The organism is Agrobacterium sp. BT-220-3, assembly GCF_025910175.1.
GTDB classification, from domain to species: domain Bacteria; phylum Pseudomonadota; class Alphaproteobacteria; order Rhizobiales; family Rhizobiaceae; genus Agrobacterium; species Agrobacterium oryzihabitans.
Window position 1 is genome coordinate 407,443 of the sequence record NZ_JAPAIX010000002.1, and the last position, 13,157, is coordinate 420,599.

Genomic DNA, 13,157 nt, shown 5'->3' on the forward strand with positions numbered 1-13,157 from the left:
GAGGCGAGTTACGCCGCCGGGAAAATCTTCGCCCGGCGGATGATGACGGAACCGCGGTCACCTGCCGCGACATCATTTTCCGGCGGCACGTCGAATTCGAGAAGATCGCCGCCATCGGTGCTGGCGATCACCCGCCGCTCACCCGCCCGGTCGAGAACCCGTGCCACGGAGGCCGGAATGCCCTCGTGCAGATCCTCCCACTCCAGATCGGATGGGCGGGTATAAATCTCGACGGCACCATCCGCCTGGCCATAGGAGAAAGGCAGCTCATTGTCACCGACATAGACCTTGCCGCCGCGCGCCACGCCGGACACACGGTTGGCGTCGCCGAGAAAGCGCATGACGAAAGCGCTGTTCGGCTGGCGGCAGACTTCCTTCGGCGTGCCCTGCTGAACGATCTCACCCTGATTGAGGATGACGACACGGTCGGCGAGATCAAGTGCCTCTTCCTGATCATGCGTCACGAAAATCGTGGTGATACCCAGCGCACCGTGAATTTCGCGCAGCCAGCGCCGCAGATCGCGACGCACATTGGCATCCAGCGCCCCGAAAGGCTCATCCAGCAGAAGAACTTTCGGATCAACCGAAAGCGCACGCGCCAATGCCACGCGCTGCCTTTGCCCGCCGGATATCTGCGCCGGGAAACGATCCCCCAGACCATCGAGTTTGACAAGGTTCAGAAGTTCCCTGACCCGGGCATCGATTGCCGCCTTGTCGCGCTTCACCTTCGATACCTTCATGCCGAAGGCGATGTTTTCGTTGAGCGTCATATGCGGGAAAAGCGCGTAGTGCTGAAACACGAAACCGACGCCGCGGTCGCGCACCGGAATATTGGTGGCGTCCTCGTCTCCGAACAGGATGCGGCCGCCATCGCTATATTCCAGACCGGCGACCATGCGCAGAATCGTCGTCTTGCCCGAGCCGGAAGGGCCGAGCAGCGCCAGAAGCTCGCCACTTTCAATATCCAGCGAAACATCGCGCACCGCGCGGAACGTATCGAAGGTCTTCACCACATTTTCGAGGCGGATTTTCATGGGAATCAGGTCTCCGTGGCGATGGCGGCATCGCCGTTGGTCTTCTTGGCTCCGCGCCCGGCCCCGCGCCGTTCCAGCGCCACCTTGGCGATGATGGTGACGACGGCGAGCAAAGCGAGGATGGAGGCCGAGGCAAAGGCACCGGCCGTCTGGTAATCGTGGTAGAGCAACTCGATATGCAGCGGCAGCGTATTGGTCTGGCCGCGAATATTGCCTGACACGACCGAAACCGCGCCGAATTCGCCCATCACGCGGGCGTTGCAGAGCACGACGCCATAAAGCAGCGCCCATTTGATATTCGGCAGCGTCACCGAAAAGAAGGTGCGCCAGCCGGATGCGCCAAGCGAGGTCGCCGCCTCCTCGAGATCGCGGCCCTGCGCCTGCATCAGCGGGATAAGCTCACGCGCCACGAAGGGTGCGGTGACGAACATCGAGGCGATGACGATGCCGGGAAGCGCAAAGAGTATCTTGATGTCATGCGCATCGAGGAACGGACCGAAGAGCCCCTGCAGCCCGTAAACGAAGAGATATGCGACACCGGCCACGATCGGCGAGATGGAGAAAGGTATCTCGATCAACACCAACAGAAAGCGCCGGCCGGGAAAATCGAACTTGGTGATCGCCCATGCGGCCGCGACGCCAAAGGCGGTGTTGATCGGCACGGCAATCAGTGCGGTCAGAACCGTCAGCATGATGGCGTGGCGAGTATCGGGATGGGTGATCGTGGCGGAATAGACCTTCCAGCCCTGCGAAAAGGCCTCGACCCCGATAATCACAAGAGGAGCGACGACCAGCAGGGCGCCGATCACAAGAACGAAAGCGATCAGACTGCGGCGAACCCAGGGGGCGTCACCGACGCGCGGCGGTTTGCGATGCGAGGAAATGGCGCTCATGTCTCAGCTCCTCACCGTGTAGCGAAGCGCGCGCGCCTGCAGGTAATTGGTCACCGCCAGCATCACGAAAGCGGTGATGAGCAGCACGGAAGCAATGGCCGCGGCGGCCTGATAATCATATTCCTCGAGCCGGATGAAGATCAGCAGCGCCGTGATTTCCGTCGAGAACGGCTGGTTGCCGGCGATGAAGATGATCGCACCAAATTCACCGAGGCTGCGGGCGAAGGAGAGCGAAAGCCCGGCAAGCAGAGCGGGCGTCAGAAGCGGCAGGATGACCTTGCGGAAGATTTCAAGATCGGAACCGCCAAGTGACTGCGCCGCTTCCTCCAGCGCCGGATCGAGGTCCTCCAGCACCGGCTGCACGGTGCGCACGATGAAGGGCAGGCTGGTGAAGGCCATCGCCACCATGATGCCGAGCGGCGTATAGGCCACCTTGATGCCGAGCGGCGCAAGCACCGAGCCGAACCAGCCATTGCCCGCAAAAAGCGTCGTCAGCGCGATGCCGGCAACGGCGGTTGGAAGCGCAAAAGGCAGATCGACAATGGCATCGATAAGACGCCAGCCGGGGAAACGGTAACGCGTCAGCACCCAGGCAAGCGCCAGCCCGAAAACGACGTTGAAAAGCGTGGCGGCGAGCGCGCAGAGCACCGTGACCCGGTAGCTGGCAACGGCGCGCGGCGAAGAGATGATGGCCCAATATTCGGCGGGTCCAAGGCTCGCGGCTTTGAACACCAGCGCCGAGAGCGGCAGCAGCACGATGATGGCAACGTAAGTGAGGGTAACGCCAAGGGACAATTTAAGCCCCGGCAGAACATTCCGCTTCAAACCCCGCCCCCATTTCATCATAAAGCGACCCGGCAGTTTCCCGCCGGGTCGTTGGCCTGTTGCCTATCGCTGTGATTAACGGCTGCCGTAAAGCGTATCAAGCGTCGCGCCGGATGCAAAATGCTCTTTCTGGATTTTATCCCAGCCGCCGAAGACGTCGTTGACGTTGACGAGGCGAATGGCCGGGAACTTGTCCTTAAACTCGCCAACGACCTTTTCATCGTGAACGCGGTGACCGAACTCGGCAGCAATACGCTGGCCTTCCTCGGTATAGAGGAAATCGAGGTAGCTTTTTGCCAGATCGCGCGAGCCGCGTTTATCGACAACCTTGTCCACCACGGCGACCGGGAATTCGGCCAGCAGGCTGACGGAAGGCACGACGCCTTCAACCTTGTCGGCGCCATATTGCTTGGCGATGCCGCGGGTCTCGGCCTCAAAAGTGATCAACACATCGCCGATTTCACGCTCCACGAAAGTGGTGGTGGCGGCACGGCCTCCGGTGTCGAACACCGGTGTGTTGTCGAAGATTTTCTTGACGAATTCCTGAACCTTCTTCTCGTCGCCGTTGAACTTCTCCTTGGCGTAGGCGGTGGCGGCGAGATAGGTGTAACGGGCATTACCCGAGGTTTTCGGATTGGGGAAAACGACCTTCACATCATCGCGGGCAAGATCGTCCCAGTCCTTGATGTTCTTGGGGTTTCCGGTGCGCACGAGGAAGGACGGGAAGGAATAGAACGGTGAGGCGTCGTTCGGGAAATCCTTCTGCCAGTCGGCGGAAACAAAACCCTGCTTCACCAGAAAATCGACATCGGTCACCTGGTTGAAGGTGACGACATCTGCTTCCAGACCCTCAACGATCGCGCGCGCCTGCTTGGAGGTGCCGGCATGCGACTGATCGACTTTGACGCCCGGATGCAACTTGATGAAAGCCTCGTTCTCGGCCGCGAAAACCTCACGGGCGACATCGTAGGATGCATTGAGAATGGTGGTCGGAGACTGCGCCTGTGCTACACCTGCAATGAGAGCGGCAATGGCAGTGCCGATGATAAGAAGACGTTTCATGAATACCCCCGGAAAATCGAATGGTCGCCAACATAGCGGCCGGCGGCAACGCCCGCGAGAAACAGCCGTGCGTTAGGGGGGCAGGGATTGGAAATTTCACCCAAACAACAGAAGTTCAAAAGGTGATGATTTCATATAGGGCGAGAAGCCGGATTTCTTTTGCGCCGACATTGCTCAAAATCTCGGGGAGAAACATGAAATTCATGGCGCGCGAAACATATATTCATATCGAGCGCAGCCCTCCACAGCCCTCATTCCTGTGCTCGTCACAGGAATGAGGGCTGAGATTGGATGCATGCTGGTACACCACGCATCCCAACCTAAAGACGATGCTCGGGAAACAGATTGCCGGAATGCTCGGCAAAATAACGCGCGAGGTCTTCCTCGTTAACCTCCTCCAGCAGCAACGGTCGCCAGCGGGGATTGCGATCCTTGTCGACCAGTGCAGCACGCACGCCCTCATAAAAATCATGGCCCCGCAATATTTCCGTGCCGGCGGCAAATTCCCGCTCCAGGCATTCGATGAGGCTCGCGCTTTCCCGGCCGAGGCGCAGCAATTTCAGGGTCAGTTTCAGACTGGTGGGTGAGCGTTTTTGAAGGGCTTCCAGGGTCTCGCGCGAAAACGCATCGTCGCGCGCCGAAAGTGCTGCGAAAATCTCCTCCACGGTGTCGAAACGGAATGTCGCGTCGATGATATCACGGTTTACAGCCAGGACGGCTTCGCCCGCATCGACGGCATAGGCCGTGATCGCCGCTTCGAGACCTTCGATATCCGTCGCCCGCGACAAATCCCCCACCAAGACTTCGAGACCGTCCGAAGGAACGAGATAGTCGGCGAAACCGGCATAGATCGCATCGGCGCCAGCGACGGCATTGCCGGTCAATCCCAGCCATGTGCCGCATTCGCCCGGCGCTTTCGGCAAAAGCCAGGAGCCTCCGACGTCAGGAAAGTAACCGATACCCGTCTCCGGCATGGCGAGCTTTGTCCGCTCCGTGACGATGCGGTGGCTGCCATGGGCGGAAATGCCGACGCCTCCACCCATGACGATGCCGTCCATCAGCGCCACATAGGGCTTGGAGAAGCGGGCTATGCGATAATTCAGCGGAAACTCTTCCCGCCAGAAATCAAGCACCTGAGGATCGCCCGCCTTGCCGAGATCATGAATGATCCGCACATCTCCACCGGCGCAAAGGCCTCTTTCGCCCTCTCCCGTCAGCACCACGCAGGAAACGTCGGGGTCATCCTCAAAACGGGCAAGCGCCTGAAACAGGAGGCGGACCATCGGTAATGTCAGGCTGTTGATGGCTTTCGGGCGGTTGAGACGGATGATACCAGCCCCTCCCTGCCTTTCGACGATGACCTGCGCCTCCGCTGACGTTGCAAGTTCCAAGCTCGCCTCCTCCGCTGCCATTCATCCGCCCATCTTGGCTGGGTTGGCGCGATCACGCAACGTTGATGTTATCGTTTGGGAACGTCTTTCGCTCAAACCGCTTTCACCGGCGTAAAATGCCTGAAATCCGCTTTCGCAATGCAGCATGTTTGCTTGACGCCCGGAAAATCATGGCATGTAATGGGTCCTGGAAATGCCGGCATTGATTCCTGTCGAGCGTGTGCCGGACCAAGCGTAATGTCGCCTTCTCAAAGGCGCTGTAAACAGCAACGGGAGACGAGCATGCAGGTTTCGGAAAACGAATGGATCAGCAAACGGGCCTATACTCTTTGGGAAAAGGAAGGCCACCCGCATGGCCGCGATGCGGACCACTGGGCACAGGCAAAACACGAATTTTCACTTCTGAAGACATCGGAAGCGACAAAGCCCGCGCAGCGCAAGAAGGCAGCTCCCAAGGCCGTTTCCGCTGAAGCCGCACCGGATGTGGAAGCCCCGGCGAAACCCAAGGCCCGTGCACGCAAGGCTGCCGCTGCGAAGTAAACGCACTCTATCAATAATCAAGAGCAGCAAATGAAAAGCCCGACGAAATCTCGCCGGGCTTTGTCTGTTTAGCGCGGGTCGCAGCCCGGGTCGCCGATCCGGCATCCACCCTGGAAGTTTTCCGAAGCGGGCGCGCGGCGTGGATCATCCCACTGGCGGCGTTCCGGACGACGCTGGCCTTCGTCCTGATTTGGCTGGCGATCGCGATTGCGGTCGCGGTTTTCCTCTTCGAAGCGCGGGCGATTATCCTCGCGGCGTGGCCTGTCACCCTGGTTTCTGTCACCCTGGTTCCAGTCGCCGTAACGGCGCTCCCAGCGTCCGTCATTCGGTCCGCCGCCCTGACGCGGATCTCGCCATTCGTCACGGCGTCCATCCCGCCATTCGTCACGCGGACGCGGGCGATCCCAGTCGCCGCGTGGCGGCGGAGCGTTCCAATAGCCACCGGAGGGCGGCGGGCGGCGCCAGCGGTCACGCTCGCGATAGAAATCGCGGTCGCGGTAATAACGGTCCCAATAACGGCCGGCTTCGAAGGTGATCACCGGAACGCCGAGATCACGGTAATAACGCGGCTCGACATAGACCCGATTTTGGCGGTACGTCGTCTGGATATAGCGACCGGCGACCCAGCCGCGACCGCTGACGAAGGAGACGTCGCACCACGGCGTGTCGGACAGGCAGCCATGCACCGTCAATGGCGCGCCAGCCGGGATTACAACGACGGCCGGATAGGCCGTGCTCGGGCCGGAGCGCATATTCACATTCGCGGTGGCAAAGCCGCGCGTCGCGGCTTCGGCCAGTGCCGGCGCGGCGAGCATGGCCACCAGCGCGATTGCGCCAAACAGTTTTTTCTTCACTTCTCTCTCCTCAAGCAAAGGCCCGCTTTGCCCTTGTCGGCATCCATCGCTATCGATGAACGAGTATGCGTTCGCATACTGCCACGATCGGAAAATACGCGTTCCTCCATGAACGCAGCATGAAACAAATGACGGTCCGCTTCAGTTCCACCTGCGGCAATGAAGCACCCGACAATTTGACCGCCGAATGGACCGCCGGTCTTGACTTCGGGGGGCAATCATCCGACTTCAATGCAACAGCAATATGGAGCAGAACCATGAGCGAAACCGCAAAGACGACCGTCGACCAGAGCGAGGTGGATCGCTTCTCCGCGATGGCTGCGGAATGGTGGAGCCCGACGGGCAAGTTTCGCCCGCTGCACAAATTCAATCCCGTGCGGCTGGAATATATCCGCAACCGCATCTGCGACAATTTCGGCCGTGACCCGAAGGCGCACCGCCCGCTGGAAGGCCTGCGCGTGCTGGATATCGGCTGCGGCGGCGGCCTGCTTTCCGAACCCGTGGCACGCATGGGCGCGGATGTGGTGGGTGCCGATCCCTCGGAAAAGAATATCGGCATTGCCTCCACCCATGCCCGCGAAAGCGGCGTCAGCGTCGACTACCGCGCCGTGACCGCCGAACAATTGCTGGAGGCAGGCGAAACCTTCGACGTGGTTCTCAACATGGAGGTGGTGGAGCATGTGGCCAATGTCGATCTCTTCGTCACCACCTGCGCGAAAATGGTGCGCCCCGGCGGGCTGATGTTTGCCGCCACCATCAACCGCACGCTCAAAGCCCGGGCGCTCGCGATCTTCGCCGCTGAAAACGTGCTGCGCTGGTTGCCGCGCGGCACGCACCAGTATGAGAAGCTGGTTCGTCCGGAAGAGCTTGAGCGGCCGCTGGTGGCAAGCGGCATGGATATCGTCCACCGCACCGGCGTCTTCTACAACGTGCTGCAGGACAGCTGGAATCTTTCGCCGGACATGGATGTCAATTACATGATGCTGGCGAAAAGGCCGTAGTGAAACTAGTGCACCCAACTCTCCGTCATGGTCGGGTTTGACCCGACCATCGATTTGCGAACGTCGGGATGCATCCTCGGGTCAGGCCCGAGGATGACCTTGCTTGTTGGTCGATATCAAAACCGAATGAAGTTCAATTAACGTCGTCAGGCAGCACCGGCAGGGGGGCGATCTCAATGCCCTCGTCCAGCAGGGCCTTGGCATCTTGAGCCGAGGCATGGCCGATGATGCCGCGTTCGTCGGCCTCGCCATAGTGAATCTTGCGGGCCTCTTCGGGAAATTTATCGCCGACATCTTCCGCATTCGCGCGAATATTGGCGACGGCTTCGCGGATTTTTGCCATTGCTTCTTTTTTCGCCGTGTCCATGGCGAGTGTCTGGCGTTCATCCTTCTTGCGAGCGGTGGAGACCGAAGGCGCCATCAGAAGCTTGGAGACCTGCACGGAATTGCAGACCGGGCAGGACAGGAAGCCGCGCTGCAACTGATTGTCGAAATCGTCACTCCCGGAAAACCAGCCTTCGAACTCATGGCCTTTTTCACAGGCCAGCGCATAACGGATCACGCCGCCTCACCTCCGGCAGATTTAAGGGGAATAACCGTGTCCAGCGCGAATTCGCGGGAATTGCGCAGATTGGGAATTTTTCCGCGCGCGGCAGCCACGAGCGACGTGTCGATCTCGGCGAAAATGATTTCTTCCCCGACACCGCCGGCAATTGCCAGCACCCTGCCCCAGGGGTCGATAATGATGGAATGGCCGTAGGTCTCTCGCCCGTCCTCATGCACCCCGGCCTGGGCGGCGGCGATGACAAAAGCGCCGTTTTCAATGGCGCGGGCGCGCAGCAGAATTTCCCAATGGGCTTCCCCAGTCTGGCGGGTGAACGCGGCCGGAACCGTCAGAACCTCGGCACCGGCAAGCGCTTCCGCCCGGAAAAGCTGTGGGAATCGAACGTCGTAGCAGATTGCAAAGCCGAATTTCGCCAGCGGAAGTTCGGCGACGCGCGCCTCCACGCCGGGTTCATAGGCAGCGCTTTCACGCCAGCTTTCGCCATTGTCGAGATCGACATCGAACATGTGGATCTTGTCATAGCTGCAGATGCGCGAACCATCCGGCGCGAAAAGAAAACCGCGATTGGCGATCTTGCCATCCGGACGGGCAATCGCCGTCGAACCGACATGGACATGAATGCCGAGTTCGCGCGCCAGCCGCGCGGCGGTCGCAACGATAATATCGCCGTCGTCATCACGCAGCTGGGCGCGCAGCGCCTGCCTGTCCTTCTGGAGGGCGCCGGTCATTTCCGGCGTCTGGACATAGACGGCACCTTCAGCCGCAGCGGCGCGTACCAGACGTTCCATATCGGCAGCATTTTTCACCGGATCGACACCGGAGCGCATCTGAATGGCGGCAGCCTTGAAAGTCATCACGTCCTCCATGCCAAAAATTGCGCCAATCAGGCGGCCAGCATTTCGTCGAGTTTACCGGCACGCTCCAGTGCATGCAGATCGTCGCAACCGCCGACATGCTCGCCATTGATGAAGATTTGCGGGAAGGTCGTGCCGCCGGATTTTTCGATCATTTCCTGCCGGTATTCCGGCGTCGTCGTGGCGTTGTATTCGGCGTAGTCGACGCCCTTGCTGTCCAGCAGCGCCTTGGCGCGCGCGCAATAACCACAAAAATCCCGCGTATAGATCGTCACCGGTGCCATGTTCTTCAAAGCCTCGCAAACATGCGCCGAAGCGCACTATTTCCTCATGGTATTCAGGCTTCATATAGGCCCGGAAATGGCCATTGCAAAGGTCAAAACGGTCACATCCACGGCACCCGCTTTCCGCAGCGCGCGACTTGCCGCACCAACCGTCGCACCTGTGGTGTAAACATCGTCCACCAGCACCACACGCCTGCCGGAAATTCCGATTTCCCGACCGGGCGCTATGGCGAAAGCGCCACGCACATTGTCTCTTCTGGCAAGTGCCGAAAGGCCTACCTGCCGCTCGGTCTTCTTTACCCGTAACAGCGTATCCACAAGCAGAGGCTTGCCGGCAGCCTTGGCCAGATGCCGCGCGAGTTCCGCGGACTGGTTGAACCGGCGACGCCAGAAACGGTGACGATGCAGCGGTACCGGCACAATGCAATCGCAGGCATCCAGCGTGCCGTCGCTCGCCCTCAGCATCCACAGCGCCATAAGCCGGGCAAGATCGGTCCGATCCTGATATTTCAGCCGATGCACGAGCTTGCGCGCGGTTCCCTCATGGCTTGCAGCAGCACGCAGGCGATCAAATGGCGGCGGGTCCGCAATGGCCTGCGCGCTGACGACGCCGTCCCCGTGATCGCGTGCAAAGGGAATGCCCAGAACTTCGCAGAAGGGGCGATCGATAAAGGTGACATCCCGCCAGCAATCCGGACACAGGGCGGCCTCGCCGCCGGTCATGCGGGCGCAGCCTGCGCAGGTCGGCGGATAGACCAGGCGGAAGGCCGAGCGCAACGTGCCGCGTGCCGCCGCCGAGACGGCCACAGACTTCGACAGCAATTCCGAAAACAGATCGTCACCAGCACCCATGAGGTTGACTTTACCGCCGAACGGGTGCCTTTGCGAGAGCGATGTGGTCCGGTCTCACACCGGCAAAACGATGCCGAAGCGGCATGACAGCAACGACGCGGCCCGCCGATCATGAAGGCGCTGGAGGCCGAGCAGGCAAGACGATGGATATTCTCTTTGACCAGGCCCTGATTGAACAAAACCGTCACCGGGCGTGGAGCCGGCGTGACGACAAGGCCCTGTTCCTTCTCGACATGGCAGCCGAGGAGCTTGCCGACAGGCTCGCAATCGTCGAGCGCCGGTTCGAAACTGCGATCGAGCTGCATGGCGGAACGGGCGTGACCGCCCGGCGCGTGGCCGAGACGGGCAAGGTGGATACGATCCGCCGCATCGAGACCGAGAGCAGTTTCACGACGGATGGAAATATCCCTGAGACGGCTTCCATGGAGCATCTGCCGCTTGAGGAGGCCTCCGCAAATCTCGTGGTTTCGCCGCTTTCCCTGCATCTTACCAACGACACGCCAGGCGCGCTGATCCAGATAAGGCGGGCATTAAAGCCCGACGGGCTGTTTCTCGGCGCCATTCCCGGCAGCGGCACCTTGCAGGAATTGCGCGACGTGCTTTTGACGGCAGAAGCGGAACTGACCGGCGGCGCAAGCCCGCGCGTCATTCCCTTTGCCGATGTGCGCGACGTCGGTGCGCTTTTGCAGCGCGCCGGTTTTGCGCTCCCCGTCACCGATTCGGAAACCTATACGGTACGTTACGACTCGATTTTTCCCCTGATGCGCGACCTGCGCGCCATGGGCATGGCCAATCCAATGGCAAGCCGCAGCAGAAAACCGCTCAATCGGGCGTTCTTCCTGCGAGCAGCGGAACTTTACGCCGAGCGTTATTCCGATCCGGACGGGCGGATAAGGGCGACGTTTTCCATCATCTATGTTTCAGGCTGGGCACCGCATGAGAGCCAGCAGAAACCGCTGAAGCCTGGCTCCGCCAAGATGCGCCTTGCCGACGCCTTGAAGACGACTGAAGTCAAGCTTTCCTGAGCGGCTAGGCTGGCCTCAGCCGTTGGCCAGAGTGTCAGCGATGAATTGAAATAACGCATTGATATTGCTGCTGATGGTGCCTGCGCCGCCGACGAGAGCCAAAGAAATCAGCCCGGCGATCAAGCCATATTCGACTGCAGTCGCGCCGCGTTCATCTTTACAGAAACTGATAAAAAAATGCAGCACAGGATATTCCCCATCCGCCATCCGGTGCGTCCGGCCAGCCGGCATTATCACATATTGAAATCAGATTTATCTTAAGGCCGAGTGCGTGAGGAATCCGTTACCGATGATGGTAAACGATCAGCAACCAGTCTCATTGCTGTAACCCGTCACGACGCAGGGCATCTCGGGCATAGGCTGGGTTATGCTGCGGCGGATGGAATAGGTCTTGCCCACATCGGTCTTCTTGATCGAGCCGGTGCTTATCATGTCGTAATTGTCGGAGAACTGCGCCACGCGCGTCGATGATTTTCCCGCAAGCATGGGCGTTACGATCAGGGAGAGAGCGATCACCGCCGTCCCGAAAAGCAGCGCGACATTGAGAACGCCGGTGCGACGGGATTTGTTGGAATAGGAGTGACGACCTTCCACCGTCTTCCAGAAATCCTCGTTCATGACCAACCTCGTCTCGCGCAGTTTACCGCTTCTTTAGATTAACAATCTGCCAGAGGGTGCTGAACGATCTCTTAACGCAGCCCCGTTTTGGTACGGCAAAACGGGGGAGACAGAGGCTTTTCACGAAGCTGTTACGATGTAAGGGGCGCAGGCTGAGCCTTAAAGCAGATCCTGGAGGAAGGGGATGAGCGGCTCGTCGGCCGGCGGCATGGGGTAGTCGCGCAGAGCCTGCGGCTTCACCCATTTGATCGCCTGCCCTTCCCGCCCATGCGCAATGCCTTCATAGCGGCGGCACACGTAAAGCGGCATCAGCAGGTGAAACGTCTCGTAGGTGTGGCTGGCGAAAGTGAGCGGCGCAAGGCAGGCGACCTTGGTTTTCACACCGAGTTCCTCATCCAGTTCACGGACGAGGGTTTCCTCCGGCGTCTCACCATGCTCCACCTTACCACCCGGAAACTCCCAGAGACCGGCAAGCGACTTGCCTTCCGGACGCTGGGCCAGAAGAATGCGACCGTCCTGATCGAGAAGCGCGCAGGCGGCAACCAGCAGGATTTTTTTGCCCGCTTCGCTCATTCTTCTGCACCCTTGCGCCAATAACGATAGGTATAGGCCTCGGTGAAACCGAACTTCTCATAGAGAGCGATCGCTGGGGCGTTGGTTGAAACAACCTGCAACCAGGCGCTTTTGGCACCACTGATCCGCGCCCAGCGCAGCGCTGACGCCAGAATCTGTGTGCCAAGGCCCTTCCGGCGCTGCGTTTTGGCGACATCGAGCGAGAGAATGCCGGCAAGATCGTTATCCTGCACGCAGATGACCGTCGCAAGCGCGCTGCCTTCGACTTCTTCATTGATGAAGAGGCCGAGCGTCGGCTTGATCGAACTGACGATTTCCGCGATTGCCGGCCGCTGGGCCGGATCACCGTCACTGACCTTGATGCTCGCTTCGACAAAACGGCCAATATCGTGGCTTGGCAGGCTGACGAGGGTTTCCGGCAATTCCATGGCCGCGAGGTCAGCCGTCATGACCTTGACCTCTTCGAACACGGACCAGCCATCCTCCACAAGGAAGGCCTTGAGCTGCGGCGGCATCAGCGTCGTTTCACGCACCACCAGCGGACGGCCGAAATCTTCGAAACGCTTGCGTGCCTTCTCCAGCCGCACGGCACAGTTTCCATAGTCGGACGGATCGAGCGGCACCACGCAGTTGATGCGCTTGGAGGGATGCGAACCCGTCAGGCGGATTTGCCAGCTGCCGTCATAAATCACCGACGAGGCCGGCCATGCCCGGAAGCTGACAGCTTCCAGACGGCGCACCAGCGGCAGATTGACGGGCTTGTTTTCCTGCATTCTTTGCGGCTCC

Annotated in this window: 18 protein-coding genes; 4 read left to right on the forward strand and 14 right to left on the reverse strand. The window is 60.0% G+C overall.

Annotated elements, in window-relative coordinates; genetic code table 11:
* Positions 1 to 8: 8 nt before the first annotated feature.
* The 4 genes from OK142_RS08395 to cysP are packed head-to-tail and all read right to left on the reverse strand — an operon-like array spanning position 9 to position 3,814.
* Positions 9 to 1,034: a sulfate/molybdate ABC transporter ATP-binding protein gene (locus OK142_RS08395; protein WP_498682149.1), complete on the reverse strand. Its 1,026-nt coding sequence runs from the start codon at positions 1,032 to 1,034 to the stop codon at positions 9 to 11.
* Between the two features lie 5 nt (positions 1,035 to 1,039).
* Entirely contained in the window at positions 1,040 to 1,927 is an 888-nt protein-coding gene (gene cysW / locus OK142_RS08400) for a sulfate ABC transporter permease subunit CysW (protein WP_498682150.1), read from the reverse strand.
* 3 nt (positions 1,928 to 1,930) lie between these two features.
* The gene (gene cysT / locus OK142_RS08405) at positions 1,931 to 2,773 is read right to left on the reverse strand and encodes a sulfate ABC transporter permease subunit CysT (protein ID WP_082185596.1); all 843 of its coding nucleotides are present in this window, start codon (positions 2,771 to 2,773) and stop codon (positions 1,931 to 1,933) included.
* Positions 2,774 to 2,827: 54 nt separating this feature from the next.
* Positions 2,828 to 3,814 (reverse strand): thiosulfate ABC transporter substrate-binding protein CysP, encoded by a 987-nt coding sequence (gene cysP, locus OK142_RS08410; protein WP_498682153.1) that lies wholly within the window; start codon positions 3,812 to 3,814, stop codon positions 2,828 to 2,830.
* Positions 3,815 to 3,834: 20 nt separating this feature from the next.
* Here cysP and OK142_RS08415 point away from each other — a divergent pair, with 20 nt between their 5' ends.
* Positions 3,835 to 4,092 carry a hypothetical protein gene (locus OK142_RS08415; protein ID WP_498682154.1) on the forward strand — a complete coding sequence of 86 codons (258 nt, stop codon included), beginning with the start codon at positions 3,835 to 3,837 and terminating at the stop codon, positions 4,090 to 4,092.
* A gap of 42 nt (positions 4,093 to 4,134) precedes the next feature.
* On the opposite strand, the gene OK142_RS08420 is transcribed toward OK142_RS08415, so the two are convergent.
* Positions 4,135 to 5,205 (reverse strand): enoyl-CoA hydratase/isomerase family protein, encoded by a 1,071-nt coding sequence (locus OK142_RS08420; RefSeq protein WP_035243595.1) that lies wholly within the window; start codon positions 5,203 to 5,205, stop codon positions 4,135 to 4,137.
* Positions 5,206 to 5,487: 282 nt separating this feature from the next.
* Here OK142_RS08420 and OK142_RS08425 point away from each other — a divergent pair, with 282 nt between their 5' ends.
* Positions 5,488 to 5,745 (forward strand): DUF2934 domain-containing protein, encoded by a 258-nt coding sequence (locus OK142_RS08425; RefSeq protein ID WP_003500254.1) that lies wholly within the window; start codon positions 5,488 to 5,490, stop codon positions 5,743 to 5,745.
* Positions 5,746 to 5,813: 68 nt separating this feature from the next.
* Here the strand turns inward: OK142_RS08425 and OK142_RS08430 are convergent, their stop codons facing one another.
* Positions 5,814 to 6,599, reverse strand: a complete 786-nt coding sequence (locus OK142_RS08430; RefSeq protein ID WP_498682158.1) for an SH3 domain-containing protein — start codon at positions 6,597 to 6,599, stop codon at positions 5,814 to 5,816.
* A 257-nt stretch (positions 6,600 to 6,856) separates the two neighbouring features.
* Between OK142_RS08430 and ubiG the strand changes: the two genes are divergently transcribed.
* Positions 6,857 to 7,600, forward strand: a complete 744-nt coding sequence (gene ubiG, locus OK142_RS08435) for a bifunctional 2-polyprenyl-6-hydroxyphenol methylase/3-demethylubiquinol 3-O-methyltransferase UbiG (protein WP_498682159.1) — start codon at positions 6,857 to 6,859, stop codon at positions 7,598 to 7,600.
* Positions 7,601 to 7,733: 133 nt separating this feature from the next.
* On the opposite strand, the gene OK142_RS08440 is transcribed toward ubiG, so the two are convergent.
* The 4 genes from OK142_RS08440 to OK142_RS08455 are packed head-to-tail and all read right to left on the reverse strand — an operon-like array spanning position 7,734 to position 10,155.
* Positions 7,734 to 8,162, reverse strand: a complete 429-nt coding sequence (locus tag OK142_RS08440; RefSeq protein WP_498682161.1) for a DUF1178 family protein — start codon at positions 8,160 to 8,162, stop codon at positions 7,734 to 7,736.
* Positions 8,159 to 9,019, reverse strand: a complete 861-nt coding sequence (locus tag OK142_RS08445; protein WP_313610106.1) for a carbon-nitrogen hydrolase family protein — start codon at positions 9,017 to 9,019, stop codon at positions 8,159 to 8,161. Before OK142_RS08445 ends, OK142_RS08440 begins: the two co-directional genes overlap by 4 nt.
* Positions 9,020 to 9,048: 29 nt before the next feature.
* A complete protein-coding gene (gene grxC / locus OK142_RS08450) occupies positions 9,049 to 9,303 on the reverse strand; it encodes a glutaredoxin 3 (protein ID WP_035243594.1) in 255 nt (84 codons plus the stop codon).
* Between the two features lie 60 nt (positions 9,304 to 9,363).
* The gene (locus OK142_RS08455) at positions 9,364 to 10,155 is read right to left on the reverse strand and encodes a ComF family protein (RefSeq protein ID WP_498682164.1); all 792 of its coding nucleotides are present in this window, start codon (positions 10,153 to 10,155) and stop codon (positions 9,364 to 9,366) included.
* Positions 10,156 to 10,298: 143 nt separating this feature from the next.
* Between OK142_RS08455 and OK142_RS08460 the strand changes: the two genes are divergently transcribed.
* Complete coding sequence (locus OK142_RS08460; RefSeq protein WP_498682556.1) at positions 10,299 to 11,180, forward strand: methyltransferase domain-containing protein; 882 nt, start codon at positions 10,299 to 10,301, stop codon at positions 11,178 to 11,180.
* Positions 11,181 to 11,195: 15 nt separating this feature from the next.
* Here the strand turns inward: OK142_RS08460 and OK142_RS08465 are convergent, their stop codons facing one another.
* From OK142_RS08465 to OK142_RS08480, 4 genes are all read right to left on the reverse strand, one after another.
* Positions 11,196 to 11,387 carry a Flp family type IVb pilin gene (locus tag OK142_RS08465; protein ID WP_137039052.1) on the reverse strand — a complete coding sequence of 64 codons (192 nt, stop codon included), beginning with the start codon at positions 11,385 to 11,387 and terminating at the stop codon, positions 11,196 to 11,198.
* A gap of 96 nt (positions 11,388 to 11,483) precedes the next feature.
* Positions 11,484 to 11,798: a hypothetical protein gene (locus OK142_RS08470; protein ID WP_498682167.1), complete on the reverse strand. Its 315-nt coding sequence runs from the start codon at positions 11,796 to 11,798 to the stop codon at positions 11,484 to 11,486.
* Positions 11,799 to 11,957: 159 nt separating this feature from the next.
* On the reverse strand, positions 11,958 to 12,371 hold the full coding sequence (gene mutT / locus OK142_RS08475; protein ID WP_003500233.1) for an 8-oxo-dGTP diphosphatase MutT: 414 nt from the start codon (positions 12,369 to 12,371) through the stop codon (positions 11,958 to 11,960).
* Positions 12,368 to 13,144 (reverse strand): GNAT family N-acetyltransferase, encoded by a 777-nt coding sequence (locus OK142_RS08480; RefSeq protein ID WP_216332987.1) that lies wholly within the window; start codon positions 13,142 to 13,144, stop codon positions 12,368 to 12,370. Before OK142_RS08480 ends, mutT begins: the two co-directional genes overlap by 4 nt.
* Between the last annotated feature and the right edge of the window lie 13 nt (positions 13,145 to 13,157).